This window comes from Acutalibacter intestini (assembly GCF_034334985.1).
GTDB lineage: Bacteria > Bacillota > Clostridia > Oscillospirales > Acutalibacteraceae > Acutalibacter > Acutalibacter intestini.
The window spans coordinates 303,540-329,579 of sequence record NZ_JAWXXL010000002.1; the positions used below are offsets into that span (position 1 = coordinate 303,540).

Sequence of the window (26,040 nt, forward strand, 5' to 3'; positions counted from 1 at the left end):
TACAAAGTAATTAGGAGGTTACAATCATGAAGCGTTTTGTTTCTATGCTCTTGGCCGTGCTGCTCATTGCCGCCGTGCCCAGTGTTGCTTTCGCAAAAACTGACGACGCAGCGGAAAAACGGCGCTATTATGAGGATTTTATCGCTAAGGCGGAGCAGGCCCTGCGGGAAGAAATGGAAGCCGCCGGCTACACCGAGATTAAGACCACTGCCGCCGAGGTACTGAAAAAAGCCAAAATCGACCCCAAGGTCAGCGCCTTGGCCTATTCCGACCTGGAAAACGCCAGCCCGGCCCAAAAGGAGAAGATTCTGGCCGCCCGCCGCAAGATCATCTTCCAGGTTGACAGCTGGTACGACGATATGGGCGGGGTGTATTCCGCAAAAATTGACCCCAAAAGCAAGACCTGGAAATCCAGCCCCCGGTTTAGCGAGCTGTTCCCCGGCTGGGACGTGCCCACCGAGGAGGCGACCGAGCCCGTAAAGACCAGCCAAGAGGAATTGAAGGCTACGCTGGAGAAGGACCTAGCCGAGCAGGGCTACACTAAGGTCGCGCCCATAACCAAGCAATCCTCTTTGGCCAGCATCGATGTAGCCCCCAAGACCCGGGCCTTGGCCTATGCGGACTTTGAAAAGGCTACCCCTGCCCAGCAGGAAAAGATTCTGGCCGCGCGGAATGAGGTTATTTTCAGCGCGGAAGGATGGTATGATGACCAGGGCGGCGTGTATGCCGTTAACGTGAATGAGGAGTCAAAAACCTATCAAGAGGTGCCGAAGTTTAGTGAGCTTTTCCCCGATTGGGATGTACCTACAGAACCAGATGTGGATATAGGTGAAACCGCCATTCCCACATCTAGCGATACCTTTACCACCCGGTTTAACGGTACAGTTTCTGTGCCCAAATATGAGGAGGGCGTAATCTCCGGATATTTCTATACTACAGGAACTATCAGAGGGGTCACTGGCGAGTTTTACGAAACTGTTTTAAGCTTGCAGAACTGCACCACTATTAATTTAGGTTTAACAGATCTATCGGGTCCAACTCCCAAATCATTGGCCTGGCACAAAAATGCAAGAGCCGGTGAAAGATACCATTATACGGTCAATGGTAACACGGTTACTTGGTGCGGTTTCCGTACAAGCGTATATAATATTTCAAACGCTTCCGCCAGAATCCGTCTAGATGGAAAAAACGTTCCGCTTGGTTAAATCATTAGCCCAGTAACTACATGTTATGAATCCACCCAAGTACATCAACAGCCCAGCGGGGCCTTTCCCCCGCCGGGCTGTTTCCTATCTCTATTGGGCAGTGCGCCCCTTTAAGCCTCCCCCTGCCGTAAATATTCCCACACCAGCCGCCGGAAGCGCTCCCCCACCTGGGCGGCGGTCTCCTGCACCTCTTGGTGGTCCAGGGGCCGGCCGCCCAGGCCCGCCGCCTTGTTGGTAATACAGCTGATTCCGCACACCGCCAGCCCCGCGTGGCGGGCGGCCATGGCCTCGCAGGCTGTGCTCATGCCCACCGCGTCCGCACCCAGCAGCCGGAACATGCGGACCTCTTCCGGGGTCTCGTAGTTGGGGCCCGTGGTTTGCAGGTAGACCCCCTCCTTCAACTCAAACCCCAGCCCCGCGGCGGCATCTCGGGCCCGCTGGCACAGGACGGGAGAATATACCCCGCTCATATCCGGAAAGCGGGGGCCCAGACGGTCCTCGTTGGGGCCAATGAGGGGCGAGGGCACAAAGCTGGCGATTTGGCCAGTAATCAGCATGAGGTCTCCGGGTTCTGGGGTAATGCCCCCAGCGGCATTGGTAAGCAGCAGTTCCTTTGCCCCCAGGGCAGCCAGCACCCGTATGGGCAACACCACATCCTCCATGGAGTATCCTTCATAGTAGTGGACCCGGCCCTGCATCACCGCCGCAGGCCGCCCCTCTACCGTGCCGAACACAAAACGCCCCTGGTGGCCCGGCACGGTGGACACCGGAAACCCCGCCAGCTGGGCGTAGTCCACCTGTGCCATTACGTCCATCTCCTCCACAAACCCCCCTAGGCCCGACCCCAACACCAGGGCTGTTTGGGGCACAAAACGGGTGACCCTGCGGATGTCCTGAACGCAGGATTGGACGCGGCTATAAACATCAGGCATAAAAACACCTCTCTTCTCTAAGGTTTATAGTATTATCATACAGTTTTCCCCAATGCTTGTCAATGCCTGGACTTTGAGAGGCAATCCAGCGGCCAGCACCCCAGGGTACGGGCAATGGCCTGTATCGATATAATAATATTTATTATTAGCTATTGCAAACCACGATAAATTGTGGTATAGTATATTTATATATACATTTTGTGCGGAGGTACGCTTTGTTTATTCGCGAATGGGCCGTTTCGGAAGCTTCCGGCAGTTTTGCCGCCCCACCGGGCCTCTCCCCTCTACTGGCCCAGCTGCTGGAGCTGCGTGGGTTTGATACCCCGGAAAAGGTCCGGCAGCTGCTAAGTCCTCAATCTCTTTCCGACCCTTTTACCATTAAGGGCATGGCAGGGGCAGTAAACCGCGTTCAGGAAGCCCTGAAAAATTATGAAAATATTGCGGTGTATGGCGATTATGACGCGGACGGTGTAACCGCCACCGCCATTCTCTATACCTATTTAAAGTCCGTGGGTGGGCGGGTTAGCTTTTATATCCCTCCTCGGGACGACGGCTATGGGCTGAACAAAGACGCCATTCTCACCCTGTTTCGAGAGGGCGTAGAGTTGATTATTACAGTGGACAACGGCATTTCCGCTGTGGAAGAAATTGATTACGCCAACGAGCTGGGCCTGGATGTGGTGGTTACAGACCACCACCTACCCCACCAACGCTTACCCAAAGCCTGCGCTCTGGTGGACCCCCACCAGCCCGGGGATGACTCCCCCTTTCGCGAACTCTCTGGAGCCGGGCTGGCCTTTATGCTGGTAACGGCTCTTTCTCAGGGGACCGAACTGGACGCCATGGAAAAATATTCCGGCCTGGCGGCCATTGGAACCATTGCCGACGTAGTGCCTCTTTTTGGAGAAAACCGGTCTATTGTGCGTCTGGGACTTCTCACCATGGAGAACCATGGCGCTGGCCACAGCCCCGGGCTGGAGGCTTTGCTCCGCCTGACCAAAGGAGAAATGAGCTCTACCGGCCTGGCCTTTTCCCTGGTGCCCTGTATCAACGCTACCGGCCGCATGGGATCTGCCAGCCGGGCCGTCCGTCTGCTTACCTGCCAGGACAAAGCCGCGGCCGAGGCTTTAGCTGCGGAGCTGCAAAATGACAACGCCCGCCGGAAGGACGTAGAGCAGCAGATCATTAGCCAGGTGGTGCGGTGGATAGAGAAAACACCCCAGGTCCGCCATGCCAGAATCATTGTGGCCGCTGGCCGGGGCTGGCACCACGGGGTGGTGGGCATTGTGGCGGCCCGTATTGCCGAGTACTACGGCAAGCCCTGCTTTGTACTCTCTGTAAACAACGGGGTGGCCCGGGGCAGCGGGCGCAGCATAGAAGGCTTTTCTTTGTTTGACGCCATACAGTTTTGCGCCCCGCTGCTTACCCAATACGGCGGCCACCCCATGGCCGGCGGGGTGACCATGCCCCAGGAACATGTGGCCAAGTTCCGGGAAATGGTAAACCAGTATGCCCAAAGCCACGCCCAGTCCATGCCTTTGCCTAAGCTAAGTCTGGACTGCTGCCTGGAGCCTCACCAATTGACCCTGGAGAATGCCCAGGCTCTGCGGCCTTTAGAGCCCTTTGGCTGCGGAAACGCCCAGCCGGTTTTCGGTGTTTTTGGCGTAACCATTCAAGAACTCCTTCCGTTGGGGGCTGGCCACAGCCACACAAAGCTGGTCTGTGCCAAAGACGGCTGCACGTTTCAATGCCTGCGCTTCGGTGTAGCGCCCAAAGATTTTTCGTATCCAGTAGGGGCTGTTGTCGACCTGGCCCTAAATATGGACCTGAATACCTACCGGGGAGTGGAACAGCTTAGCCTAATTTTACGGGATATTCGGCGCTCCGGCCTAGACGCCAGAGCAAATATGGACAGCTGCCAGGCCTATGAAGCTGTCCAGCGCGGAGAAAACCCACCTGCCGCCCAAGAGCTGCCCCCCAGCCGCGAGGAACTGGTAGCCATTTATAAATGTCTAAAAAGGCACCATTTATTGTGGGTAGATATAGAGACCCTACTATATGAGCTGCTTTCCCAGCAGATTCTTTTAGGAAAGCTGCTGCTTTCTCTAGACATTTTTCAAGAGCGCGGTTTGGCTATATTTCAATTCGACCGCAACCGGCTGCGTGCCGAACTTTTTAAGACCAATGAAAAGGTGGATATTATGTCCTCTCCGCTGCTACAGTTAGGCGACAAAGAGAATGCGGAGCCGGTATAATCGACAAAAAAGTTTTTGTACATCATCCCATTTATTTCCTTATCAAGGGGGCGATTTTATGCCAGTCGTTCGGCAGATCAGCAGCTATGAAGAGCTACAAAGTATCGTGCAGGAAAGCGGAAAGGACTATGACCGGGTCCTCATTGGCCAGGCCTACCGGCTGGCTGACCGGATGCATCGGGACCAGAAGCGCCGCTCGGGAGAACCATATATTATTCACCCTCTATCTGTTGCCTCTATTTTGGTGGATTTAGGCATGGATACACAATCTGTTGTGTCCGGCCTGCTTCACGACGTGGTGGAGGACACGGAGTGCACCCTGGAAGAGATCTCCCAGATGTTTGGCCAGGATGTGGCTCTGCTCATTGACGGCGTGACCAAACTTGACAAAATCCCCTTCTCATCCCGAGAGGAAGAGCAAGCGGAAAATCTGCGTAAAATGCTGATGGCCATGGCCCAAGATATTCGGGTCATCATTATTAAGTTTGCGGACCGGATGCATAATCTTTCCACTTTGGAATTTGTTTCTCCCCAAAAACAGCGGGATAAAGCCCGAGAATGCCTGGAAGTTTATGCACCCATTGCGCATCGTCTGGGCATCCGCACCGTCAAGGAAAGCATGGAGGACGTTTCCCTAAAATACCTGGACCCCGCCGCCTACCAGGAAATCGACGACCTGCTGACCCAGCGAAGCGACACTCGAAACCAGTTCATCGACCAGCTGCGAGAGCAGATCAAAACTCGGATTCGCCCCGCAATTCCCGGTGTATTTATTGAGGGCCGTGTCAAGAGCATTTACAGTATTTACAGAAAAATGTTTATACAGGGTAAAGATTTTGAGGAAATTTATGACATCTTTGCTATTCGCGTCATTGTGGATAGCATTGAAGATTGTTATAATGTTTTGGGCATTATCCACGATATGTTTCAACCTTTGCCCAACCGTTTTAAAGATTATATCTCAACCCCCAAGCCTAATATGTATCAGTCCCTGCACTCCACAGTGATTACAAAGGCTGGGGTGCCTTTTGAGGTGCAGATTCGCACTTGGGAGATGCACCAAACCGCCGAGTACGGTATTGCCGCTCACTGGAAGTATAAGCTGGGCATGTCTGCCCGGCAGGCCGACAACCGTTCCTTGGATGACCGGCTGGCCTGGATCCGGCAAATGCTGGAAAATCAGGCGGACACAGAGGATGTTACCGACTTGGTACATTCCATCAAAAGCGATCTGATCCCAGAGGAGGTTTTCGTCTTTACACCCAAAGGGGATGTGGTCAATTTGCCACAAGGGTCTAGCGTCATCGATTTTGCCTATGCAATCCACAGCGCGGTGGGCAACCGAATGGTAGGCGCCAAGGTGGATAAAAAAATTGTCCCCTTAGATTACAAGGTGAAAACCGGCGAGATTATCGAAATACTCACTAGCAAAGAGGTGGGCCGTGGCCCCAACCGGGACTGGCTGACCATGGTGCGCACCAGCGAGGCCAGAAGCAAGATTCGAGCCTGGTTTAAAAAGGAGCGGCGGGAAGAAAACATTGTGGAAGGCCGCAGTGAGCTGGAACGAGAGCTGCGCCGCAGCGGCGTGGCCATGACACCAGAGCTGATGCATTACATGGTAGAGAGCGTGGGCAAACGACACAATTGCAGTACCGCCGACGACCTGTATGCGGCCATTGGCTACGGCGGGATACAGCTTTGGAAGGTAATGCCCCGCGTCCGGGAAGAATACCAGAAAATGACAAAAGGATCTTCTGATCCACAAAATATTCCACCCCAACCCACCCCCTCCCGTCCGCAAAAAATAGCCAGCGGTGTGCTGGTAGAAGGACAGGACAACTGCCTTATCAAGCTTTCCCGGTGTTGCAATCCTCTGCCCGGGGACGAGATCGTGGGCTTCATCACCCGCGGCTTTGGCGTATCCATTCACAAAAGATGCTGCCGCAACGTGCCCCAGGACCTGACCGACTGCCCGGAACCGGACCGGTGGGTGAGCGCCCACTGGGAGGGAGAGGTGAAGGATGACTTCAAATCGACCCTGCATATTGTTGCTTTGGACCGGGCCGGGTTGCTGGCCGACGTAACCCAGCAGCTTTCAAGCATGAATATTTTCATCCATTCTCTAAACTGCCGGCAGGAAAAGGGCGGCGTAAACGCGGTGATTTCCGCTACCATTTCCATCAGCGGGCTTCCGCAGCTTCATAATATTATTGAGAAAATCTCTCGTGTCCGGGGCGTTTTCTCTATTGACAGGACTTAACTTTCTAAATTTTTTGGCAAATTTCACTTGTGCGTTTTCGCAGATGATTGGGGGTGGTTTTTATGAAGCTTTGGTTAACAGGGCATTCCTATCGGTACGAATGTGAAAATTTGTGCCGGCTCTTCTTCCCCTATAGCCCGGTGCGGGTAACCAGCCTGCCCGAACAGCCCGCGGGCGAACCCTGGGCCTGGGTGGCGGTATCCCACCAAAACAATTTTGATGCCTGCCAGGTGCGGGCCAGCGATGGCCAAACAGTGGAAAGCGCAGCCTGTCAGGCCCTAAATCTTTGCGAGTATGACGTAACCCGGCTGCTTTTTCAAACACTTTGCAAACTCACTGGCCTACAGCCCGCCTGGGGGATGCTCACCGGTGTACACCCCATCAAGCTGCTGCGTATGTGCTGCCAGGGACCAAAGGATTTTAGTTTGCAGCGGGGCTTTGATACCCTGCGCCTGAAATGGTCCGTGAGCGAGGCCAAGGCGGACTTGGCAAAACGCACACTTTCTGCCCAGCTGGAGCCTGTGTCCGCTCTCACTCCCCGGGACTTTTGCCTTTATGTCTCCATCCCTTTTTGTCCCACCCGCTGCTCCTATTGTTCCTTTGTATCACAAGATATCCAGCGGGCGGGCGCGTTGATTCCACAATATCTTGAATTACTCTCCACTGAGCTAAGTCACGTGGGTTCTCTGGCCAAGCAGCTGGGGCTTTCCCCCATTTCCATTTACATAGGCGGCGGAACGCCAACTACTCTATCCGCAGAGCAGCTTCAAAGCCTTTGCTCGGAGATCTCCCAGCGCTTCGATCTTTCTCGTTGCGCCGAGTTCACTGTGGAGGCCGGACGGCCCGACACCATTACCAAAGAAAAACTGGACGCCCTGAGCAAGGCGGGGGTAACGAGAATCAGCATTAACCCCCAAAGCTTGTCCGACCAGGTCCTGAGGAATATCGGCAGAATGCACAACGCGGCGGATGTGCAGACAGCCTTTGATTTAGCCCATACCGCTGGATTCACCAATATTAATGCAGACCTGATTGTTGGTCTGCCCGGGGACGATTATGAAGGATTTTGTAAAAGTTTAGACGGTGTTTACCAGCTGGGGGCCAACAATATTACAGTACATTCCCTGGCGCTAAAGCGCAGTGCGGAAATCGTAGTGAACCAGGAACTTTCCTCCCATAAGGGCTCTGCTTTAGCCGCACAAATGGTGGACCACTCCATTCACCAGCTCTCTTCCTGGGGGTTTGAACCCTATTATCTCTACCGGCAGACCCGGATGGCGGGAAATTTGGAAAACACCGGATGGGCCCTGCCAGGCACCGCATGCAGGTACAACATCTACACCATGGACGAAAGCCTTACGGTGATCGCCTGCGGCGCCGGGGCCATCAGCAAAATTAAGGACCCATTTTCCGATGCTTTAACCCGCATCTTCAACTTTAAATACCCCTACGAATACATCTCCCGGTTCGGCGAAATACTGGAAAGAAAGGATGGCATCAAGGAGCTTTATGAGCAATTTTGCTAGCGGTTATATTAAGTATATTAACCATTTGGAACAGATCAACGACGCAGCCATTGCCTCTCCCGCCAAAATGGTAGAGGAAGTGGAGGGCTCCTACCGGGAGCATTTGCGTAACATTGCCCGGAACATCACCGAGCGGCGGACGCCTGTACGCATTGTCATGCTCTCGGGGCCCAGCAGCAGCGGAAAAACCACCACGGCCCACCTGCTTCGGGACTATCTGGGAGATTTTGGCGTGCGGGCCGTAATTATTTCTCTGGACGATTTCTACTTGGGCGCGGACCGGGTCCCCCGGCTGCCGGATGGCAGCGCGGATTTTGAAACCGTAGCCGCCCTTGATGAAAAGCGGATTTGCGCCTGCCTTCAGGATATTTTTGCCACAGGAAAATTTTCTGTGCCCCAGTACAGCTTTACTTTAGGCCGCCCGGAAGGTGAGGACCGGCAATATGAGCTGGGGCCTAGGGACGTGGCCATTGTGGAGGGAATTCACGGGCTGAACCCCATTTTTACCCGGGACTTGCCAGAAGAGGCCTGCCTAAAGCTATATGTCAGCGTAAAGCAGCAGATTAAGGACGCCAATGGAGAAGTGATCTCCCCCTGGGACCTGCGCCTGGTCCGCCGGATTGTCCGGGACATCCAATTTCGGAACGCCCCGGCCGAGCTGACCCTTTCCATGTGGCCCCAGGTGGTGGAGGGAGAAAACCGGTATATCCGCCCTTATCGTATGAGCGCGGACTATACAGTAAACTCTATTCACATTTACGAACCCTGTGTCCTGCGTACCCTGGCCATTCCCCTGCTGCGTGCCATTGCCGCAGATAGTCTCTATTATAAAAAAGCTAGAGATTTAGAGTCCCGCCTGATGCGTTTCGAGCCAATCCCCTTGGACCTGGTGCCGGATTCCTCGATGCTGCGGGAATTTTTGGGAAAGCGTCCAGAACCCCTTTAATTTTAATATAGAAGGCAAAAATCCTAACGGGCAAAAAATTAAAGGATTCTTAATTATTTCGAAAGAGAAATGCGCTTTACATTCCCCTGTTAACTTGTTATAATAGAAACATCAAGTGAACCTAATAAAGGAGGATTTCTAATGGGAATTTTTGACGACGTTGTGATAAATGCTAAGTCTGCCGCCGAGGCAGTGGGCCGCAAGGCCGGGCAGATTGTAGACGTGTCCAAGCTCCGCATTGGCGCGGCTGAGGTCAACGCTGAAATCACCAAGCGCTACGAGAGCCTGGGCCAGTATGTTTACGAAAACTGCCGGAATTCTATTGCCGCCGACCCAGAGGCCCTGGGTAAAATGACAGAGATCGATGAGCTGAAAACGCAGGCTATGGCCATTGCCAAGGAGCTGAGCGACCGCCAGAACAAGCTGGTTTGCCCTTGCTGCGGTAAGCAGTGTTCAAACACTGCCCAATATTGCAGTACATGCGGCGCTAAGCTGGCCGTGGAGGCCCCCGCCGCAGAGGAGCCGGTAGCGCCTACCCAGCCCGAGGAGCCGGAAAACCACGAGTAAAAACATTCCGTGCCCTGCATAAACGCCCTTGTTAAGGGCAAGGTTCATAAAGCTGTTTTCCAATGATTCCAAAAAAACCGGCATAGCCTTTTGGGCCGTGCCGGTTTTTCATGGGGAAAGCCCGTTGAACCCCAACGCCCTTTAGGAAAAACGCCTAAAAGTGAAGTGCGCCCCGCTGTGGCCGGGAGCTGGCGGCTATGGGTTCTGTGGTGCGCTGCGGGGAAATCGGCGCGGGCAATACCGCCAAGCTGGTGAACCAAATCATTGCGGCCCGCAATATTCAAGGGGCAGCAGAGGCCTTTACCCTGGGGCGGATGGCCGGCTCCACATATGATAAAAATCATTACAACGCAGGGGAGGCATTTTTATGAGAGACAGGCTTCGCCAGGACGCGGACGCCATTATTTCCGCCAGCATCCGGGGGGTTTTGCCCGACCAGGCCGTGGCCCGGGCCCTGGAGAGCTTCCACCCGGGAACGGGCAGGATCCGGCTGATCTCTGTGGGAAAGGCAGGGTGGCAGATGGCAAAAGCCGCTCTAGAGGCCCTGGAGTCCACCCCCTATCAGGTAGAAACCGGGATCGTGATTACCAAGTACCACCATGTCAAAAGCCCGCTCCCAGGGCTCCTCTGCCTAGAGGCCGGGCACCCGGTGCCAGACGAAAACAGCTTTGCCGCCACAGAGCGGGCCTTGGCCCTGGTGCGCGGCCTGGGGCCAGAGGACACCGTGCTGTTTCTGCTGTCTGGGGGCGGCAGCGCCCTGTTTGAACAGCCCCTGGTTCCCGGGGAGGAACTGCAAGACATCACCGCCCAGCTGCTGGCCTGCGGCGCGGACATTGTAGAGATAAACACCCTGCGCAAGCGCCTTTCTGGGGTAAAAGGAGGCCGCTTTGCCCAGGCATGCGCCCCGGCCCGGGTGTTCAGCGTGGTCCTTAGCGACATTCTGGGCGATCCCCTGGACATGATTGCCAGCGGGCCCGCCTATCCAGACCGTTCCACCCGGGAACAAGCCCGCGCCATTGCAAAAAAATATGGCCTTGGACTTTCTTCCGCCGCCTGGGCGCTGTTGGACCAGGAAACCCCAAAGGCCCTGGACAATGTGTCCACCCAAATCACCGGCAGCGTGCGGCAGCTGTGCGCCGCAGCGGCGCAGGCCTGCGCCCAGCTGGGTTACCGGACCTTTCTGCTCACCGACCAGCTGAGCTGCCAGGCCAGAGAGGCAGGCAGCTTTTTGGCCAATATTCTGCGCACCCATGGAGGAGACGGAGAGAACTGGGCCTTCATCGCCGGAGGCGAGACCGTGGTTCGCCTTACCGGCAAAGGTCTGGGCGGGCGAAACCAGGAGCTGGCCCTGGCCGCAGCAGAAGGCATCCATGGGCTGGCAGGCGCGGCGGTATTCTCGGTGGGCAGCGATGGCACAGACGGTCCCACCGACGCGGCCGGGGGTTATGTAGACTTTGACTCCGCGGCCCAGTTGGCGGCAAAGGGGCTTTCCATTTCCCAAGTGCTACAGGAAAATGACGCATACCATGCCCTACAGGCCATTGGCGGCCTGATCTTTACCGGGGCCACGGGCACCAATGTAAACGACGTAGCGGTGGGGCTGTTTCGAAAAGAAATATAAAAAAATCGAAAGCGCTGTGTTTTTGGCCATGAAAGAAGAGGCGATCTTTTGGGGCAAAAAGACAGCGTGTTCTTTTTTGCAAACGAGCCCTAGAGAGCGGGACTCTCCTTTTTCCCTTTGGTTCGAAAGGAAGCTAAAAACACTGCCATACTGGCAAGGTATATGGCCATCACTGCCAGGTAGAAGGGTTTGGCCCCAATGGCGTCGAACACCATGCCGCCCAGAAGGTTTCCCAAAATGCCCGCCACCGAGGCCACGGACGTAAAAAACGCCTGGGCGCTGGCCTTGAGATGGGCGGGGGCCAGCTCATACACATAGTTTAGGGAGGAGCCCAAAAACAGGCCGTTCCCCAGACCATAGAAGGCCGAGAACACCACCATGGCTGGCAGGGAATTGGCAATGAGCCCCAGCCCCAGGCACTCCACCGCCATAAAAAACGCGGCCCCCAGCACCAGCACCCGCAAAGGCAGCCGCCGCCGCAGCCGGACCATCAGCAGCAGAAAAGGCACTTCCATAAGGGCCCGAACCGCCAAAAGCACCCCGTACTGCTGGGAGTCCACCCCGATGCTGTTCATAAAGTAGGGGATAAAATTGCCCTCGCAGGCATTGGCAATATAAAACAAAAAGCCAAACACCAAAAAGGCCACATAGGCCTGGTTTTGAAAGAGCTCCCCCAGGTTGAGGGGGTTCTTTTTTTCCGGCCGCTCCCCCGGCTTTTCAGGCTTTTTAGCCGCGGGCTCCCGGGCGAAAAAGGTAAGAACCACAGGAATCAGCATAAAAAGTCCTGTTAGCCAAAAGGTATGCTCCACCCCCAGGCTGGGCAGCCAGGCAGAAATAGCAAAGCTCCCGATCATAAAGAGAATCGACCCCACACTGCGCAGCATACCAAAGTTCAGCCGCAGCTCGTTGCAGTTGCGCACCAGAATATTTTCGGCAAAGGGGGACATGGAGGCCCGGAAGAAATTGATGGCCGGGAAATAGCAGAGCAGCAGCATATGTGAGAACGCCAGCCCTGTGGGGATCAGGGGAACCAGGGCGTATAACCCCGCGCCCCCCAGCAGCACCGTAATCAGCACCTTACGCAAAGACCCCAGTTTGTCGCTGGCCATGCCCCAGAAGGAGACCGAGGCAATGGCCACCCCAGAGGAGACCGCGTTTAGTATGCCGATGGATGAAGCGGAAAAGCCGATGGTCTGTAGGTAAACGGTCTGGTAGCAGCCAAAGGACCAGGCAAACCAGAAAATGCCGTTGACCCCAGCCAAGATGAGGGCCTGGCGGCCTGTGGAGTCCAAAACAGCGGAAGCCCGGAGGAAAGAAAATTTTTTCATAAGCAAATGCTATCTCCTCTGTATTCAATAACAGGTCAAAGAAAATTATATCCGCTTGGGCCCACATGTCAATACCTGGGGGCAAAATAATTCTACAGATTTTTTCAGCGGCCCCCTCTCTGCCAAAATGCCGTCTAAATATAGAACCCGGGCGAAAGAGGCCAGATGTGCCTTCCTCGCCCGGGTTTTCCGGAAAAGTTTATTCTATAATTTCTCCATATTGATTAAGCTCTGCCATTAAGGTATTATATTCCTCTTCTGTCAGAATACCGGTCTCCAGGTTTGTCTTATAGTTAGCCTCTACCTCTTGGCGCTTCCAGTCCTCGTCTACAGGGCTTGCCGCTCGCGCTATGGTTTGTAAAGCGCTTAGGGTTACGATATCCTGGCCGTTTTCTTCCGCATTCTTGATCTCTTGGGGGCTAAGCTTATTATGACGGATCTGCGGGACATTTCCCGTTGTATCCATGTGGAGCAAAAGCCGCTGGGAAACAAAGGCTTCCTGGCCCAGCGCGGCCTTTTGGGCTACGGCGGACTGTTCCGGCTCGTAAACCCCCTGGCGGTTTCCCACAATGTAGTAATAATCCCCCGGGGTGCTAAAGCCGCCGCCCATACAAGACTTCCGCAAAAACAGCAGATATTCCCCGCCTGTTTCCAAAACCGGGGCGCTGCTATAGACGACGGAGGTATCGGCCGGATCTCCTTCCAGGCGAACTGTTACGAAATCCCCCGGCCTTTCCGTACCTCTTGTCACTTCCTGAATTTCCACGGTGTAGTCTGTAAACACCTGTTCGCCAATTTCCCCCACGCCCCGCACCACAAAGGGTTCGGACTGTTCTGTCACTGTTCCCCGGGCCACCAGGGTGGACTCGTCCATCAGCTGCTCGGTGGTGTATACCGCCTCATATTCAGACACCACTACATAAGAGTTCTGGTCCTGGCTTGCCACATCTTCCACTGTAGGTGTGGAAGCCTCATCCTCGATAGGAAGAACGCCTTTTGTTGCATCCACAGGCAGCGCATGGGTATCGCTCCACATAACGCCTAAGCCTGCCGCCCCTAACAGCACAAGCACTGTTAAAACAGCCGCCACTAGTTTCTTCTTCATTTTCCGTCCCTCCTTCATCAATTGTATAATTGTTTTATCTTGGCCTTATCATAAGATGTCAAGGTCCTCTTTATTGTGTCCACAGGATACACATTCATTACAGAGTCTGTGCTCCAATCCTTCGGATGTTCAAGACCAAGCACATGGCCAGCCTCATGAATAAAGACCGTCCACACATCGTAGGTTCCCTTTTTGGCTCCATTGGATAAGGGCCTGGCGGGGTTTAGATTTATCGCGGCCGCATTTACTATCCTTCCTGATGTCTTATCTCGAAATGTATAACTTGACCCAGGAGCTTCTTTTTGAGGATTGGATACTTTGTACACTCTGCTGGTACCATCATCTTTGCTGTCATTTAGTTCGTAAAAGTTTGTCTTGTAGTGCACAGGCGCCGTTGCACGCTTCAATTTGTAGGTGCTGTTCTCCTTGTTCCAATTCCAAAAAGCCTCATTAAAATGGTCCAATGAAGTACTTCCAATGGAAATGTACGGATAGAACGTCAGCGTTTTATAGAGCTTCCAGCCTGCAAACTCGCTGCCCGCATCGGCAGGAATCGTAAACGAGGCTACCAGCATAGCGACCGCGGCGACAGTCAACGTGAAACGTTTCTTTAGCGAACATTTTTTCATGCGACATTACTCCCTTTCATTTTAAAACAAATTCCTAATGTGATTTATTCTAAAGCCGCCCCCTTTCTAGTTTTTTCCATTATATCACGCCAACACAATAATGTCAACAAAAAAGTAAACCCCATTGCATTCCTTGTGGTCCTCAATGAAGAATATTGTTCAGAAGCTTTCTTCACAGCTCAGGGTACTAGTGTTATCAGATGGACAAATGATCACGCACACCGGGCGCAGCCTTTGCCAAAGAACCACGAAAAAAGGACAGAAGCACTCTGCTCCTGTCCTTCGGTTTATTTTTCCATCTCCCGCCAGTGCCCCAGATGAATGCCAATATGCCCCACCCCCAGCACCAGGGCAGAAAGCACCATCCAAATCACCCGGCCATATATGCCCAGCAGCAGAAAGGCCCCCACGGGCAGGGCTGCCCCCGCCACGGGTATTCCCAAAAAACTGCTATAAAAGTCCGCCTGCCGCCGTGGGCCTTTAAAATACCGCAGCCACCACAGCTCGTACAGGACCATCAGCCCAAAAGAGGCCAAAAGCCACAGGCTCCAGGGGGAGAAGGGCCGCAGGTTAAAGTCGCTGAACACCAGGGCGCAGCAGGTGCACCCCGCCTGGCCCGCTCCCTCCAGAACCCGCAGCACCCAGTTTTCTCTTTGGGCGCTATGGTCCTTGGGCCGGGTCCTGCTCCACAAAATATTCGGGATGAACAGCATGGCCAAATACACCGCTCCTACGTAGGAAAGTCCCAGACGCCCCATCATCTAAAGTAAAGGATGCTGTTCAGCGGCCTGCTTTGGGGGCCATACAGCCACACGCCGTTTACATACAGGTTGGTCGATCCGCCCCCGTCCAGGTTCACGGCGCTGTCGCAGCCCATGGCCACCATGATGTTGGCCAGGCCGCTTAAGTTCGTGTATGCGGTCAGAATCACCAGCTTGCCGTCTGGCTTAATGCCCACACACGCGCGCCGCGCGTCATAGTAGATAATGCCCGGGTCCCGGAAGCCCTCGGCCCGGTAGGTGCTCTCGTCGCCATAGGGCCGTCCGTTTTCTACAATCTTGGGCCCCACAGCCACCGCCATCTGGATGTCCTGGGTGCTAGAGCCATTGTAATAGATCTCCAGGTCAACCCAGTCTCCGGCCTTCACGGTGGTTAAAAAGTCATCATCCGGGCCCCGGGCCCCCCGCTGGGCCAGCACGAAGCCGCTTTGGGGCAGGCTGACGTCCGTATCCTTATAGACAGCGGTCACCAGTCCGTCCGAGTTCACCACAGCGGCATATTTGGGGGCAAAGCCCAGGCTCTGGCCCCACCACTCTCGGGTAAACACCATCCGGGTGCCATCCTTGGGGTCCGCGGGGTAACGGTTGCAGCCCACTTTGCTGACGGTAGACTGGCTTCCGTCAGCCCGGGTAAGGGTGGCGGAAATGTCCACAGAAAAGTTTTCAATGGAGAAGTTTCCGCCGCCATCCATGGTCACCGCAGACTTGGCGGGGGAGAAATCGTTGTACACCGTGGCCAGCCTTCCGTCCTGGATGTGGGTGCCGTAGGGGTCATAGGTGGACATGTCAAAAAAGGCGGCGTTTACCAAGATCTTGGCCCCAGTACGGTTGATCACAGAGGTCACGTTTTCTCCGCCCCGCACATAGTTGTGGCCCATCGTCACCCCAGGGGTAAAGTCCTTGGGGTCAAACTCCACCGCGGCCACCGATGTGCCATTTATACGCTTGTGGACCAGCTTGTACCCAGCGGACTCCACATAGTCCAAAAAGGTAGCGTACAGCTTGGCGGCTTCGGCCCGGGTGGCGGTGCGTTTGGGCCGGAAGGTGCCGTCCTTGTAGCCATTAATCACTCCGCCCCGCTGGCACTTCATCACACTGGAGGCCGCGTAGCCGGAGATGGAGCCGTAGTCGGAAAAGCTGGCGGAGGCCACCCGGGCGGGCAGCACCTGGCCTGTGGCTGTGGCAAAGTTCATCACCATAACGGCCATGTCCTGGCGGGTAACCGGCCGGCCGGGGCCGAACTTGCCCTGGCCCTGGCCCTTGATAACGCCCGCCTCATAGGCCCAGTTAATGTACTTATTGTACCAGCGGTTCTGGGCCACGTCGGAGAAATCGCCCCTATAGTTGTACTGGGCCAGTTCCTGCTCGGTAAGGGCGGTACGGGCCAGCATGGTGGCAAACTCCGCCCGGGTCAGGGTGCCCCCAGGGGAAAAGGTGGTGGGGGTGGTGCCCTTTAGCACCCCCCGGTTTACCAGCTCTGTTACAGAGGCCTCGTACCAGCAGCCCCTGGGCACGTCGGAAAAGCGCACTGCCCGGGCCGGCAGAGGCGCCCCCAGGCACAGCAGAGAAAAAACTAGCGCCAGGCACAGCGCGGTCCGGAAACGGCGCTTTGGAAAAGCGAATAATTTGGTCAAAACAGGAAATCTCCTTTCAAGGTTTGTAACTATTTTGTAATTATAACACGAATGGGAAAGGATGTCCAGTTTTTTTAGGCCAGGAAAAAGTTTTGAAAAAGAAATAACCACATAAAAAATAGTATTTGCTTTTTTCTCCGCTTTCTTGTAATATATATTGTAACAGGGAATCTTCCCTGAACATCTTTATACATAGTATAGGAGGGTATTACTCAATGATTTGTCCTAAATGCGGCCGGGACATCCCGCAGGGCACGGTGTGTCCCTGCTCTTTTGAAGCTCCCGGACCCATACTAGGGGCCGTGCCCCTGTCCACCAACCCGGCGGTGAATGTTATCAAGCGCCTGGGCTCTTCCGGCCTGTTTTTGGCCATAGCCATTCTGTTCTCGGTTTCCGCCCTGTTCACCATTTTGTCCTCCGCAGCCATGGGAGACGTTATGATGAACCTGTACTACTACGGCTATTCCATGGGCCTGGATGTAGAAACCTTGGGCAGCCTGATTGACGCCATGTACTCCACCTCCATCCCCCGGGCCATTCTGGGCTCCATCCCCACTATTTTGCTGGCTGTGGCTATGTGGATTCACTACGGCACCTGCCGCAGCACAAAAAGCGGGAACATCTCCACCGCTGGCCTCACCATCTGCAAGGTGCTGCGCTATATCAGCATGATTGGTAAGTGCCTTGTCACCGTGATGCTGGTCATTGTGGGCGTCATCCTGGTTCTTTTCTTTGTCAGCGGCGGGCTTGACAGCATATCTAGTTCCCTTTACGGCGGCTCCAGCTCCTTTTATAGCGGCTCCAGCGTCGAAGAGGTGGCTCTTGCCATTGTGATGGTGCTGGGGATATTCATCCTGTTCTTCAGCTTCTTCATGGTGCTGGCCATCACCTACCAGGCCAGCATTATCCGCATGATCAACCGCACGAAAATCAGCGCCCAGACCGGCACCCCGGACAACCGGGTCTCTGGCTACCTGATTGCCATGAACTGCATTGTGGCAGGGCTAAACATTCTCGCCAGCTTCTTCGCCCTGTTCACCTCCCCGGTGTCCGCCGTAGCCACCCTGGCCAACGCCGTGGGGCTTATTCTGGCCTCTGTGCTGCTTAGCCGCTACCGCAAGGAAATGGACGCGGTGATCTATCCACCGGCTGTTCCGGTCATTCCGGTTGAGCCCATGTATGGCCAGCCGCCTATGCCAGGGGCGCAGCAGGTCCAGCAGGCCCCCCAATACCCAGACGGCAGCCCTGTTGTGGAGCCCCCCGCGCCGCCACAGGAGCCCTCTGAACCGCCACAGGCCTAAAAGCCCCTATAGGGACGGGCAGAAAATTTGACAAACCGCGAGAACCATCGGTTTTTCCCAGTGTTTTGTCCCAAAAAAATAGGCCCCTAAGAGCAGACGCCTCTTGGGGGCTTTTATTTTCAATAAAAAACTGCCGCGGCTGGGGCCGAAAAGACGCCGCTATGCCAGGGGGCGCAGCGCCCGGGTTTCTCTAACAAGCCCTACTCCAATTGCAGCAGGTCAAAGTTTACCGGGGTGTAGAACAGCCGCCGAATCTCGTCCTGGTTCTGGGACTGGCCCAGGGCCCACATCAGCTTGGTCACAGTGGCCTCCAGGGTCATGTCATAGCTCTCCAGCAGCCGGTAGCGCTCCTTTACCCGGTGGCCCACCTGATACACAGAAAGGTCGCTGCCCTCCTGGGGCACCTGGGTAGCCATTACAATGGTCTTGCCCTCCTGCACCAGGCGGTCCAGCTCCTCCAGGTAGGCGTCTGGAATGCCCCCCACCCCGTAGCTTTCAATAATCATGCCGTCGCACAGGGCCCCTGCCGCGGCAAAAGCCCCGGGGGCCAGGCCTGGGATCAGCTTAAGCAGCACCACCCGGCTGTTGAGCCGGTGGCTAAACGTAAGGGGCCCCGGCGCAGGGGCAGGGATGAAACGCACCAGCCGCTGGCCCCGCATTTCTGCCAGGTCCGGGAAGTTCAGGCTGGAAAAGGCGTTGTAGCTCTTCGTGCGGGTTTTCCGGGCTCGGGTGCCCGCAATGACGTGGCCGCCAAAGACAATATCTACGCCGCCGTCTCCCAGGCAGGCATAGCGCAGGCTATCCAGCAGGTTTTGGCGGGCGTCGGTGTCCTCCTGGTCAATGGGCTTTTGGGCCCCGGTGAGCACAATGGGCTTTCCAGAGCCCTGCACCAGGTAAGACAGGGCGGCCCCGGTGTAGGCCAGGGTGTCGGTGCCGTGGCAGATGACAAACCCATCATACCGGTAATAATTTTCCTCAATAAGCCCCGCCAGCAAAAGCCAGTGCTGGGGGGCAATATTGGTGCTGTCCAGGTTTAGGGGCTGAAGGGCGTGTATCTGACAAAAAGAGGCCGCGTCCGGCACATAGCCTAGAAGCTCCTGGGGGGAAAGGGACGGGGCCAGGGCTCCCCCGGTTTTTTGAGAGGCAATGGTGCCCCCAGTGGCAATGAGAAGGAGTTTTTTCATGGGAGAAGGTCCTTTCTGGAAAATGGGAACGCGCGGGGCGAGTCTTCTCCTATTATAGCACCAAAACCCCAGAGACACAAGTAAAGCGGAAGAGCCTACGCCTAGGCCTTTCTCCACTCTCTGGGCGAAACCCCGTAGTACTGGCGGAACTTTCGGTAAAAAAAGCTGGTATTGTCATATCCCACCGCCGCTATAATATCTTCCACTGGCAGGTTGGTGCTCTTCATCAGCCCAGCCGCCACCCTAAGCCGCTTTTCCAGCAACAGGTCTTTAAAGGTCTTGCCCGTGGCCTGCTTTACGCTGCTGCTTAGGTAAGAGAGGGACACATGCAGCTCCTCTGCCACCCGGGTCAGGTCTGCGTCCCGGTAGTTGTCCTCCACTTCCCCAAGGGCCGCCAGCACCCCGGCGTTATATCCTGGGGTGTTTTTGGAAAGCCCCTGGGGGCTGCCCAGCAGCTCCATTAGCAGCAGGCCCATGGTGGCCTGGGCAATCTTCTGCCCTCCCCCTGGGGCGAAAAGGCAGAGCAGCAGGTTTTCCACCAGGTTCTGCACTGGCCGCATTTCCCCGCAGTGGAAGTGCAGGCAGCTTTGGTCCCCGCCCCCCTGGCGCAGGCCGTCCAGCAGCAGCCGGGCCAGCACGTTTTCCGTGCCGGTCATGGTAAGGGCATAGTCAAAAAACTGGGGCAGCACAATAAAGTTTACCCCCACGTCCTCTTGGCCAGCGGCCTCCACCTGGTGGCGGGCGTGTTGGTTCAAAAACAGCAGCTCCCCGGCCTCCAGCTCCACCTCCAGTCCATGGTCAATCTGGTGCCGGGTGCTGCCTGTGCACATGTACATAATCTCCACATAGTTGTGGCTGTGGGGGGGAAAAGCCGCAAACCGGGTGTGGGGCCGCAGGGTAATCAGCTGCCCCCGGGCCAGCAGCTTGGCGCTGTCCACCGTAAACTCCCGGCCAGAGGCGTACAGCGCCTGCTCTACCCCGCCCCCGGCCAAAATACGCTGTTCTTCTGGGGTAATTTCCCGCAGCCGGTCCATCAGCTGGCCAAGCATAGCTCTACCTTAGGGCTAACACCCTCCCCGGCCAAAATGCTTTGGGCCCGGTCCTGGTCCAGCACATTATATTTCACCATCAGGCCCACCACCTGGCGCTGGCGCTGCTGGGCCAGGTCCGGGTTTTCGTTAAGGTCGTACACCGAGGGCGCGTTGGGAATACCCGCCAGCAGGGTAGCCTCCCAGTCTGTCATGGCGGCGGGGTCCTTCTCAAAATAGGTCCGGCTGGCGTCTCCCACCGTGTAGCAGCCGCTGCCAAAATAGATACTGTTTACATACAGCTCCAAAATCTCGTCCTTGGTCAGGTCCGCCTCCAGCTTCCAGGCCATAAAGACCTCGGCCAGCTTGCGGGTCAGCTCCTTTTCCTGGGTAAAGTACAGGTTTTTGGCCAGCTGCTGGGTAATGGTACTGCCCCCTTCCGCAAAGGAGAGGGTGCGCAGGTCGTTATAGACAGCACGACCAATGGCAATTAGGTCCACCCCGCCGTGGTCATAAAAGCGGTGGTCCTCTGTGGCCACCACAGCGTTCAAATAGGTGGCGGGCAGCTGCCCAATGGGGGTAAAGCCCTCTTTGGCCCGCACCTGCTCCACAGCCCGGGCAGTGGGCAGGGCTTCCAGGGCCTGGGTGTACAGGGCGTAGCCCCGCAGAACCAGGGCCCCGACAGCGCAGAAACATACTGCCAGAAGTACCAAAAGGGTGTTTCGAAAAATTTTCACGCCGGTCCGTTTCTTTTTCATGGTTCACGCATCCTTTCCTGTTCGGTACCCCCATTATACCCCCACATTCTTACAAAATCCATAAGACCGGCTTACAAAAGGCTAGCAGAATCTTACACTTTTGTCACCTATCCAGCACCCAGCCAGCGCAAGCGCTGGACCATTAGTCGCGGAGGCGTTCGCTCCGGCTCACTTGCCGGTGTAAACCGCCAGCCCAGCCAGCGCGGTTTTTTAGGTGCTTCCGGCGTGACTCCTTCTTTTTTGCTTTAGCCAATACGGGCCCCCTCCCTTTGGCCCCGGCAGCGTCACACTGCCATTGATGTGTTGCGTGTTGTGTTGTGTTACGGTGTTTTATAAAGTCGTGTACAAAGTGTATATTGTTATAACTATAGGTAAAAGCCGCAACACACCGCAACGCGCAACACAGCAACGTGACGTTGCATCCAATGTCGCGGAGGTCTCGTCTGCCGATGAAATCGGCTGGACTCGGTCGGGTCAGAACGGTCGCCACTGGCGACCTTCCCCGGGCAAAGCTACGCCCTCCCTGGGTGGTAACCGTTAGCATAGCCAGCGCGTTTTTCTGGGCGCTTCCGGCGATGTGTGGCCTCTACCCGCGCTGGCTAAGCTGGCGGTTCGCACTGGCGAGTGAGCCTAAGCGAACGCCTCCGCGACGTTAGTCCAGCGCTTGTGCTGGCGCGGACAGGGGCCGATGGAGTGGGGCCCGTATTGGCTAAAGAGAGATATAAAGAGAGCCCACCCCGGAAGCGTCCAGAGGAACGCGCTGGCTCGGCTAACGGTTTACACCGACGAGTGAGCCGGAGCGAACGCCCCCGCGGCTAACGGTGCAGCGCTTGCGCTGCCTTTTTTATGCCAAGTGCTCCTTTAGCCACTGGGCGGAGCGGCGCAGGCATTCCAGCATGGGGTCCGCGCCATAGTGCTCCGCTGTATAGATGCCCTGGTAACCGTCCGCCTTCAGCAGGTCCAAAATCTCCGGAATGCGGATGCTCCCCGCCCCCACTGGGCAGGGGTACAGGTCCACGCCGTCTACCGCGTGCAGAATGTCCTGGCCGAACTGCGCGGCCAGTGCCCGGTCCTTTAAGTGCACGTGGGCAATGTGCCCCCGCAGGGCCTGGTAGGCGGAAAGCTCGTCCTCGGCCATAAAACGGAAGTTCCCGGTGTCAAAGGTGGCGGTCAGGCTGGGGCAGGCCTCTATAAACCGCAGCATGCCCCCACTGGTGGAAAAAGGCGCGGCAATACCGTCAAAGTCCTCCATGGTCATGCCCAGGCCCGCCTGGGCGGCCAGCTCTTCCAGCCGCTTTACGCCGTCAATCATGGCCAGGGTTTGGGCCTCGGGGTCTCCCTGGTCCTCCTGGATGAAGCCCGGGATAACCAGCAGGGTGGGCACGTCCAGCTCTTTGGCCGCGTCAATCACCGGCCGGGCTTGTTTCTCCACGTCCGGGTCCACCCCGAAGTTGAAAAAGGCAGGCATGGCGGAAATGCCCAGCCCCGCGGCAGAGAGCTCTCGGCCCGCCTCCCGCACCCGGCCCTGGACATTGGTAAAGGAGGTCTCCAGCAGGGTGAAGCCCATGGCCCGGGTTTCGGCCAGGGCCTCTGCCATAGAAATCTTCTCCTGGCGGGCGGCGTCTAAAACGTGGTCGTAAAAGGTTGCGGTGACAGACATTGTGATGTACCTCATTTCATGATAATATGGGGTTTTCCAAAAATATGGCCCAAAGGCCCGCGGGCCCATATTTTTAGTATAGCAATTTATAAGGCAAACCGCAAGGGCTATTTTTTTGGGGTGCGGCTTAAATCGGCCAAACCCACTTGCCAACCGAATCTTTTCCCGCCTGAAAAATATTCGGAAATGTAGGGCTTGTTTGCAAACGGCGTTTATTCGTCCCGTAACGCCTGCAAGCGGCTTTCCTTTTTCTTTTCAAGCGGCACAAAACCGCTTAGCTGCTTTATGACCGAAGCATAATTTTTCGTCATTGCAGTATAGATTTTTACTGCGTCGCTCCCCTTCTGATTCTCGACGGTGCAACCCTCGGCGTTGAGCATTTCTTATTGCTCTTCCAGCGAAACATCTACCAACGCGGCGTTTTTTATCAAGCTTTCCACGGTCTGCAATTTATTTTTATCCAAGTCGCGGAAAACCCGTTTAAGCCGCGCGGCCATTTCAAGCGGGCGATCCCCGCGGGCGTGCCATACTTCGATTTTCTGCCGATCTTCAAACGTCAGGTATTTATACTTCCCCGCCATGCTTTCACCCCTCTTATTGACATTTTCCGCGCTTCATGGTATAAAAAATAAATGCGGAAGAACTCTCCCGCCCCGCTTTGGGGGCTTCGTGTTCTTTCGCATTTAATATTACAACCTACGCTGCAAAAAATCTCTAAAAAAACCTATTGACAATTTCCGCGGGGAGTGCTATAATAGTCCTCGTTGAGGCGATAGCCCAGCAAATGGTACGCAGGTATGGCGGAATTGGCAGACGCGTATGGTTCAGGTCCATATGAGCGCAAGTTCATGCAGGTTCAAGTCCTGTTACCTGCACCAAGTAAGGATGATTGTTTTGATACATTTTGTGTTAAGACAGTCATCTTTGTTTTTGTCCAAAACTCCAATTATGTCCCTGGGCTGGTTTTACCAGGGCTGGCAACTATACTTGTGCAGCGCCTTTGCGTGGATGAAAGGAGCAGTTCCCCATGAAGCTGGACCGGATGATTGGAATTCTGTCTATTTTATTGCAGCAGAAAAAGGTGACCGCCCCGTATCTGGCCCAGGTGTTCGAGGTGTCCCGCCGCACGATTAACCGGGATATAGAGGCCCTTAGCATGGCGGGTATTCCCCTGGTAACAGAAGTGGGCCCAAAGGGGGGAATCTCCATTATGGAGGGGTACAAAATAGACCGGGCCCTGCTAAGCCAAGCCGACATGCAGGCCATTTTGGCCGGGCTGCGGAGCCTAGACAGTGTCAGCGGGACCAACCGCTACGCCCAGCTGATGGAAAAGCTTTCGGCGGGTTCGGCCCAAATGCTCTCCACGCATATCCTCATTGACCTCTCCTCTTGGTACAAGGCGGACCTGGCCCCAAAAATTGAGCTGCTTCATCAGGCCATCCAGGCCGGGCGCAAGGTCTCCTTTACTTACTTTGCCCCCAAGGGCCAGTCCCAGCGGCGGGTGGAGCCCTATGACCTGGTGTTTCAGTGGGCCAGCTGGTACCTGTGGAGCTGGTGCCAGGACCGGGAGGACTTTCGGCTTTTCAAGCTGGCCAGAATGACCGGCCTGGGCCTGGAAGAGCCTTTTGAAAAGCGGCGGGTTCCGCTGCCGGACCTTTCGGACCAGAGGGTGTTTCCAGAGACCTACCAGGTCAAGGCCCGGATCGCCCCGGAATACCGGTGGCGGCTGGTGGAGGAATTCGGCCCCGCCAGCTTTGTGGAGGAGCCGGAGGGAACTCTGTTGTTCTCGGCCGGGTTCACCAATCGGATGAACCTGGTGGAGTGGATTGCCTCCTTTGGCCCCGGCGCAGAGCTTTTAGAACCAGCGGCGCTGCGGGGGGATATGCTGGCCTTTGCGGAGGGAATACGGGAAAAATATCTGGATTCATGACATACTGCTGTCGTGAATAGGGTGGTAGAATATAGAAAAAGGATTATAAGCCGCAGAACGCGGCAGGGGTCTGGGGGAAACTTGTACCCCAAAGAGAGGAGAATTACCATGCGCTACACCTGGCTGGACCAATACCTGCTGGCAAAACGGGGCGTCACCAAAGATTTGCAGGAGAGCTGGAACTGGGTCCGTTACCATGTGGGCGGCAAAATGTTCGCCGCCGTCTGTCTGGATGAAAACGACGTGCCCTACTACATCAACCTGAAGCTGGAGCCTATGGAGGGGGAGTTCTACCGAAAGGAATATGAGGACGTGATACCCGGCTACTATTCCAATAAGCAGCACTGGAATTCCATTAAGCCAGACGGCGCGGTGCCGGACCAGCTGCTGAAGGATATGCTGGACAAATCCTATGCCCTGGTGCTGGGGGGCTTTTCCAAAAAGCGCCAGCGGGAAATTTTGGGCCTTAGCTGCTGCGGAACAGATTGCGGCCAGTGCGGCGCTTTTGGCAGCATGTGTCCGGGCTGCACGGCAGTGGATGGAAAGGTCTTTCATGCCCCTGCCGGAAAGCCCTGCCCCATTTACGCCTGCTCGGTGCAGAAGAAAAAGCTGGCCACCTGCGCCGCCTGTCCCGAGGCCCCCTGCGCCATTTGGCGGGCCACCCGGGACCCCAGCTTTTCGGACGAGGCCTTTGAGGAAAATATTGCCCAGCGGATGGGGAATTTGAGAGGGGTGGCAAAGCGGCATGGCCTTTGACTATAAAAAAGAGTATAAGGAGCTCTACCAGCCCAAGAGCCAGCCGGGGCTGGTGACCGTACCGCCCATGCGCTTTGTGGCGGTGCGGGGCCAGGGCGACCCCAACCGGGAGGACGGCCTGTACAAAGAGGCCATGGGTCTGCTGTACGGCGTGGTGTTTACCATTAAGATGAGCAAGCTGGGCAGCCACCGAATAGAGGGGTACTTCGACTATGTGGCCCCGCCCCTGGAGGGCCTTTGGTGGCAAGAGGGCCGGGCAGGGATCGACTATGCCCGCAAGGAGGACTTTCAGTGGATTTCCATGATCCGCCTGCCGGACTTTGTGACCCGGGCGGAGTTCGACTGGGCTGTGGAGGAGGCCCAGGCGAAGAAGGGCGGGGACTTTTCTCGGGCGGAATTCTTTGCCTATGACGAGGGCCTTTGCGTGCAGTGTATGCACCTGGGGCCCTATGACAACGAACCCGCCACACTGGAAAAAATGGGGGCCTTTGTCCAGGGCCAGGGGTACGCGCTGGACCAGGGGGGCGGGCGGTATCACCATGAGATCTACCTGAGCGACCCGCGAAAATGCAGGCCGGAGCGGCTAAGGACAGTGATCCGGCAGCCGGTGCGGCTGGGGTGAGGAGAAAACCTTTA

24 protein-coding genes and 1 tRNA gene are annotated in these 26,040 nt (G+C 55.8%); 13 read left to right on the forward strand and 12 right to left on the reverse strand.

The features are described 5' to 3' along the window. Positions 1 to 26: 26 nt before the first annotated feature. Positions 27 to 1,205 (forward strand): hypothetical protein, encoded by a 1,179-nt coding sequence (locus U8U68_RS04000; protein WP_322199553.1) that lies wholly within the window; start codon positions 27 to 29, stop codon positions 1,203 to 1,205. A gap of 110 nt (positions 1,206 to 1,315) precedes the next feature. On the opposite strand, the gene U8U68_RS04005 is transcribed toward U8U68_RS04000, so the two are convergent. Further along, a complete protein-coding gene (locus U8U68_RS04005; RefSeq protein ID WP_322199554.1) occupies positions 1,316 to 2,137 on the reverse strand; it encodes a purine-nucleoside phosphorylase in 822 nt (273 codons plus the stop codon). A 215-nt stretch (positions 2,138 to 2,352) separates the two neighbouring features. On the opposite strand from U8U68_RS04005, the gene recJ reads away from it, so the two are divergent. The 7 genes from recJ (at position 2,353) to U8U68_RS04040 (ending at position 11,312) form a co-directional block, all read left to right on the forward strand. Then, the gene (gene recJ, locus U8U68_RS04010) at positions 2,353 to 4,392 is read left to right on the forward strand and encodes a single-stranded-DNA-specific exonuclease RecJ (RefSeq protein ID WP_322199555.1); all 2,040 of its coding nucleotides are present in this window, start codon (positions 2,353 to 2,355) and stop codon (positions 4,390 to 4,392) included. A gap of 58 nt (positions 4,393 to 4,450) precedes the next feature. Then, on the forward strand, positions 4,451 to 6,652 hold the full coding sequence (locus U8U68_RS04015) for a RelA/SpoT family protein (protein WP_322199556.1): 2,202 nt from the start codon (positions 4,451 to 4,453) through the stop codon (positions 6,650 to 6,652). A gap of 62 nt (positions 6,653 to 6,714) precedes the next feature. After that, positions 6,715 to 8,178, forward strand: coding sequence for a coproporphyrinogen dehydrogenase HemZ (hemZ, locus tag U8U68_RS04020; protein WP_322199557.1), 1,464 nt, complete (start codon positions 6,715 to 6,717; stop codon positions 8,176 to 8,178). Continuing rightward, entirely contained in the window at positions 8,162 to 9,124 is a 963-nt protein-coding gene (locus tag U8U68_RS04025; RefSeq protein WP_322199558.1) for a uridine kinase family protein, read from the forward strand. The genes hemZ and U8U68_RS04025 overlap by 17 nt, the downstream gene beginning before the upstream one ends. A gap of 141 nt (positions 9,125 to 9,265) precedes the next feature. Continuing rightward, on the forward strand, positions 9,266 to 9,691 hold the full coding sequence (locus U8U68_RS04030) for a hypothetical protein (protein ID WP_322199559.1): 426 nt from the start codon (positions 9,266 to 9,268) through the stop codon (positions 9,689 to 9,691). 197 nt (positions 9,692 to 9,888) lie between these two features. Next, positions 9,889 to 10,062, forward strand: a complete 174-nt coding sequence (locus U8U68_RS04035; protein WP_367575783.1) for an NAD-binding protein — start codon at positions 9,889 to 9,891, stop codon at positions 10,060 to 10,062. Continuing rightward, positions 10,059 to 11,312, forward strand: coding sequence for a glycerate kinase type-2 family protein (locus tag U8U68_RS04040; protein WP_322199560.1), 1,254 nt, complete (start codon positions 10,059 to 10,061; stop codon positions 11,310 to 11,312). Before U8U68_RS04035 ends, U8U68_RS04040 begins: the two co-directional genes overlap by 4 nt. Before the next feature lie 89 nt (positions 11,313 to 11,401). Here the strand turns inward: U8U68_RS04040 and U8U68_RS04045 are convergent, their stop codons facing one another. From U8U68_RS04045 to U8U68_RS04065, 5 genes are all read right to left on the reverse strand, one after another. Further along, positions 11,402 to 12,640 (reverse strand): MFS transporter, encoded by a 1,239-nt coding sequence (locus U8U68_RS04045; protein ID WP_322199561.1) that lies wholly within the window; start codon positions 12,638 to 12,640, stop codon positions 11,402 to 11,404. A gap of 199 nt (positions 12,641 to 12,839) precedes the next feature. Further along, positions 12,840 to 13,745, reverse strand: a complete 906-nt coding sequence (locus U8U68_RS04050) for a hypothetical protein (RefSeq protein WP_322199562.1) — start codon at positions 13,743 to 13,745, stop codon at positions 12,840 to 12,842. A gap of 17 nt (positions 13,746 to 13,762) precedes the next feature. Beyond that, positions 13,763 to 14,374 carry a matrixin family metalloprotease gene (locus U8U68_RS04055; RefSeq protein ID WP_322199563.1) on the reverse strand — a complete coding sequence of 204 codons (612 nt, stop codon included), beginning with the start codon at positions 14,372 to 14,374 and terminating at the stop codon, positions 13,763 to 13,765. 287 nt (positions 14,375 to 14,661) lie between these two features. Then, positions 14,662 to 15,132 carry a hypothetical protein gene (locus U8U68_RS04060; RefSeq protein ID WP_322199641.1) on the reverse strand — a complete coding sequence of 157 codons (471 nt, stop codon included), beginning with the start codon at positions 15,130 to 15,132 and terminating at the stop codon, positions 14,662 to 14,664. Continuing rightward, complete coding sequence (locus U8U68_RS04065; RefSeq protein WP_322199564.1) at positions 15,132 to 16,787, reverse strand: S-layer homology domain-containing protein; 1,656 nt, start codon at positions 16,785 to 16,787, stop codon at positions 15,132 to 15,134. The genes U8U68_RS04060 and U8U68_RS04065 overlap by 1 nt, the downstream gene beginning before the upstream one ends. 215 nt (positions 16,788 to 17,002) lie before the next feature. Here U8U68_RS04065 and U8U68_RS04070 point away from each other — a divergent pair, with 215 nt between their 5' ends. Further along, entirely contained in the window at positions 17,003 to 18,088 is a 1,086-nt protein-coding gene (locus tag U8U68_RS04070) for a hypothetical protein (protein WP_322199565.1), read from the forward strand. Positions 18,089 to 18,288: 200 nt separating this feature from the next. On the opposite strand, the gene U8U68_RS04075 is transcribed toward U8U68_RS04070, so the two are convergent. From U8U68_RS04075 to U8U68_RS04100, 6 genes are all read right to left on the reverse strand, one after another. Further along, entirely contained in the window at positions 18,289 to 19,272 is a 984-nt protein-coding gene (locus U8U68_RS04075) for an asparaginase (protein ID WP_322199566.1), read from the reverse strand. Between the two features lie 101 nt (positions 19,273 to 19,373). After that, entirely contained in the window at positions 19,374 to 20,321 is a 948-nt protein-coding gene (locus tag U8U68_RS04080; RefSeq protein ID WP_322199567.1) for an AraC family transcriptional regulator, read from the reverse strand. Next, positions 20,306 to 21,058, reverse strand: coding sequence for a transglycosylase domain-containing protein (locus tag U8U68_RS04085; RefSeq protein ID WP_322199568.1), 753 nt, complete (start codon positions 21,056 to 21,058; stop codon positions 20,306 to 20,308). The genes U8U68_RS04080 and U8U68_RS04085 overlap by 16 nt, the downstream gene beginning before the upstream one ends. 844 nt (positions 21,059 to 21,902) lie before the next feature. Beyond that, positions 21,903 to 22,718, reverse strand: a complete 816-nt coding sequence (locus U8U68_RS04090) for a sugar phosphate isomerase/epimerase family protein (protein WP_322199569.1) — start codon at positions 22,716 to 22,718, stop codon at positions 21,903 to 21,905. 212 nt (positions 22,719 to 22,930) lie between these two features. Next, positions 22,931 to 23,098, reverse strand: coding sequence for a hypothetical protein (locus tag U8U68_RS04095; protein WP_322199570.1), 168 nt, complete (start codon positions 23,096 to 23,098; stop codon positions 22,931 to 22,933). 3 nt (positions 23,099 to 23,101) lie between these two features. Beyond that, positions 23,102 to 23,299 carry a helix-turn-helix domain-containing protein gene (locus U8U68_RS04100; protein WP_322199571.1) on the reverse strand — a complete coding sequence of 66 codons (198 nt, stop codon included), beginning with the start codon at positions 23,297 to 23,299 and terminating at the stop codon, positions 23,102 to 23,104. A 210-nt stretch (positions 23,300 to 23,509) separates the two neighbouring features. On the opposite strand from U8U68_RS04100, the gene U8U68_RS04105 reads away from it, so the two are divergent. The 4 genes from U8U68_RS04105 to U8U68_RS04125 all read left to right on the forward strand — a co-directional run bounded on the left by U8U68_RS04105 (position 23,510) and on the right by U8U68_RS04125 (position 26,026). Beyond that, a tRNA-Leu gene (locus U8U68_RS04105) sits at positions 23,510 to 23,596 on the forward strand. Positions 23,597 to 23,745: 149 nt separating this feature from the next. Further along, positions 23,746 to 24,648: a helix-turn-helix transcriptional regulator gene (locus U8U68_RS04110; protein WP_322199572.1), complete on the forward strand. Its 903-nt coding sequence runs from the start codon at positions 23,746 to 23,748 to the stop codon at positions 24,646 to 24,648. Positions 24,649 to 24,756: 108 nt separating this feature from the next. Then, positions 24,757 to 25,404, forward strand: coding sequence for an MmcQ/YjbR family DNA-binding protein (locus U8U68_RS22300; RefSeq protein ID WP_367575784.1), 648 nt, complete (start codon positions 24,757 to 24,759; stop codon positions 25,402 to 25,404). Next, a complete protein-coding gene (locus tag U8U68_RS04125; protein ID WP_322199573.1) occupies positions 25,394 to 26,026 on the forward strand; it encodes a GyrI-like domain-containing protein in 633 nt (210 codons plus the stop codon). Before U8U68_RS22300 ends, U8U68_RS04125 begins: the two co-directional genes overlap by 11 nt. Positions 26,027 to 26,040: the final 14 nt, after the last annotated feature.

Bases quoted from the DNA above. Each gene is read 5' to 3' on its own strand.
- U8U68_RS22300 (WP_367575784.1), top strand. From the start codon at position 24,757: ATGCGCTACACCTGGCTGGACCAATACCTGCTGGCAAAACGGGGCGTC.
- U8U68_RS04030 (WP_322199559.1), top strand. From the start codon at position 9,266: ATGGGAATTTTTGACGACGTTGTGATAAATGCTAAGTCTGCCGCCGAG.
- U8U68_RS04080 (WP_322199567.1), bottom strand. From the start codon at position 20,321: ATGCTTGGCCAGCTGATGGACCGGCTGCGGGAAATTACCCCAGAAGAA.
- U8U68_RS04125 (WP_322199573.1), top strand. From the start codon at position 25,394: ATGGCCTTTGACTATAAAAAAGAGTATAAGGAGCTCTACCAGCCCAAG.
- hemZ (WP_322199557.1), top strand. From the start codon at position 6,715: ATGAAGCTTTGGTTAACAGGGCATTCCTATCGGTACGAATGTGAAAAT.
- U8U68_RS04040 (WP_322199560.1), top strand. From the start codon at position 10,059: ATGAGAGACAGGCTTCGCCAGGACGCGGACGCCATTATTTCCGCCAGC.
- U8U68_RS04025 (WP_322199558.1), top strand. From the start codon at position 8,162: ATGAGCAATTTTGCTAGCGGTTATATTAAGTATATTAACCATTTGGAA.
- U8U68_RS04045 (WP_322199561.1), bottom strand. From the start codon at position 12,640: ATGAAAAAATTTTCTTTCCTCCGGGCTTCCGCTGTTTTGGACTCCACA.
- U8U68_RS04055 (WP_322199563.1), bottom strand. From the start codon at position 14,374: ATGAAAAAATGTTCGCTAAAGAAACGTTTCACGTTGACTGTCGCCGCG.
- U8U68_RS04100 (WP_322199571.1), bottom strand. From the start codon at position 23,299: ATGGCGGGGAAGTATAAATACCTGACGTTTGAAGATCGGCAGAAAATC.
- U8U68_RS04035 (WP_367575783.1), top strand. From the start codon at position 9,889: ATGGGTTCTGTGGTGCGCTGCGGGGAAATCGGCGCGGGCAATACCGCC.
- U8U68_RS04005 (WP_322199554.1), bottom strand. From the start codon at position 2,137: ATGCCTGATGTTTATAGCCGCGTCCAATCCTGCGTTCAGGACATCCGC.
- U8U68_RS04070 (WP_322199565.1), top strand. From the start codon at position 17,003: ATGATTTGTCCTAAATGCGGCCGGGACATCCCGCAGGGCACGGTGTGT.
- U8U68_RS04085 (WP_322199568.1), bottom strand. From the start codon at position 21,058: ATGAAAAAGAAACGGACCGGCGTGAAAATTTTTCGAAACACCCTTTTG.
- U8U68_RS04095 (WP_322199570.1), bottom strand. From the start codon at position 23,098: ATGCTCAACGCCGAGGGTTGCACCGTCGAGAATCAGAAGGGGAGCGAC.
- U8U68_RS04110 (WP_322199572.1), top strand. From the start codon at position 23,746: ATGAAGCTGGACCGGATGATTGGAATTCTGTCTATTTTATTGCAGCAG.
- U8U68_RS04050 (WP_322199562.1), bottom strand. From the start codon at position 13,745: ATGAAGAAGAAACTAGTGGCGGCTGTTTTAACAGTGCTTGTGCTGTTA.
- U8U68_RS04090 (WP_322199569.1), bottom strand. From the start codon at position 22,718: ATGTCTGTCACCGCAACCTTTTACGACCACGTTTTAGACGCCGCCCGC.
- U8U68_RS04075 (WP_322199566.1), bottom strand. From the start codon at position 19,272: ATGAAAAAACTCCTTCTCATTGCCACTGGGGGCACCATTGCCTCTCAA.
- U8U68_RS04060 (WP_322199641.1), bottom strand. From the start codon at position 15,132: ATGGGGCGTCTGGGACTTTCCTACGTAGGAGCGGTGTATTTGGCCATG.
- U8U68_RS04015 (WP_322199556.1), top strand. From the start codon at position 4,451: ATGCCAGTCGTTCGGCAGATCAGCAGCTATGAAGAGCTACAAAGTATC.
- U8U68_RS04000 (WP_322199553.1), top strand. From the start codon at position 27: ATGAAGCGTTTTGTTTCTATGCTCTTGGCCGTGCTGCTCATTGCCGCC.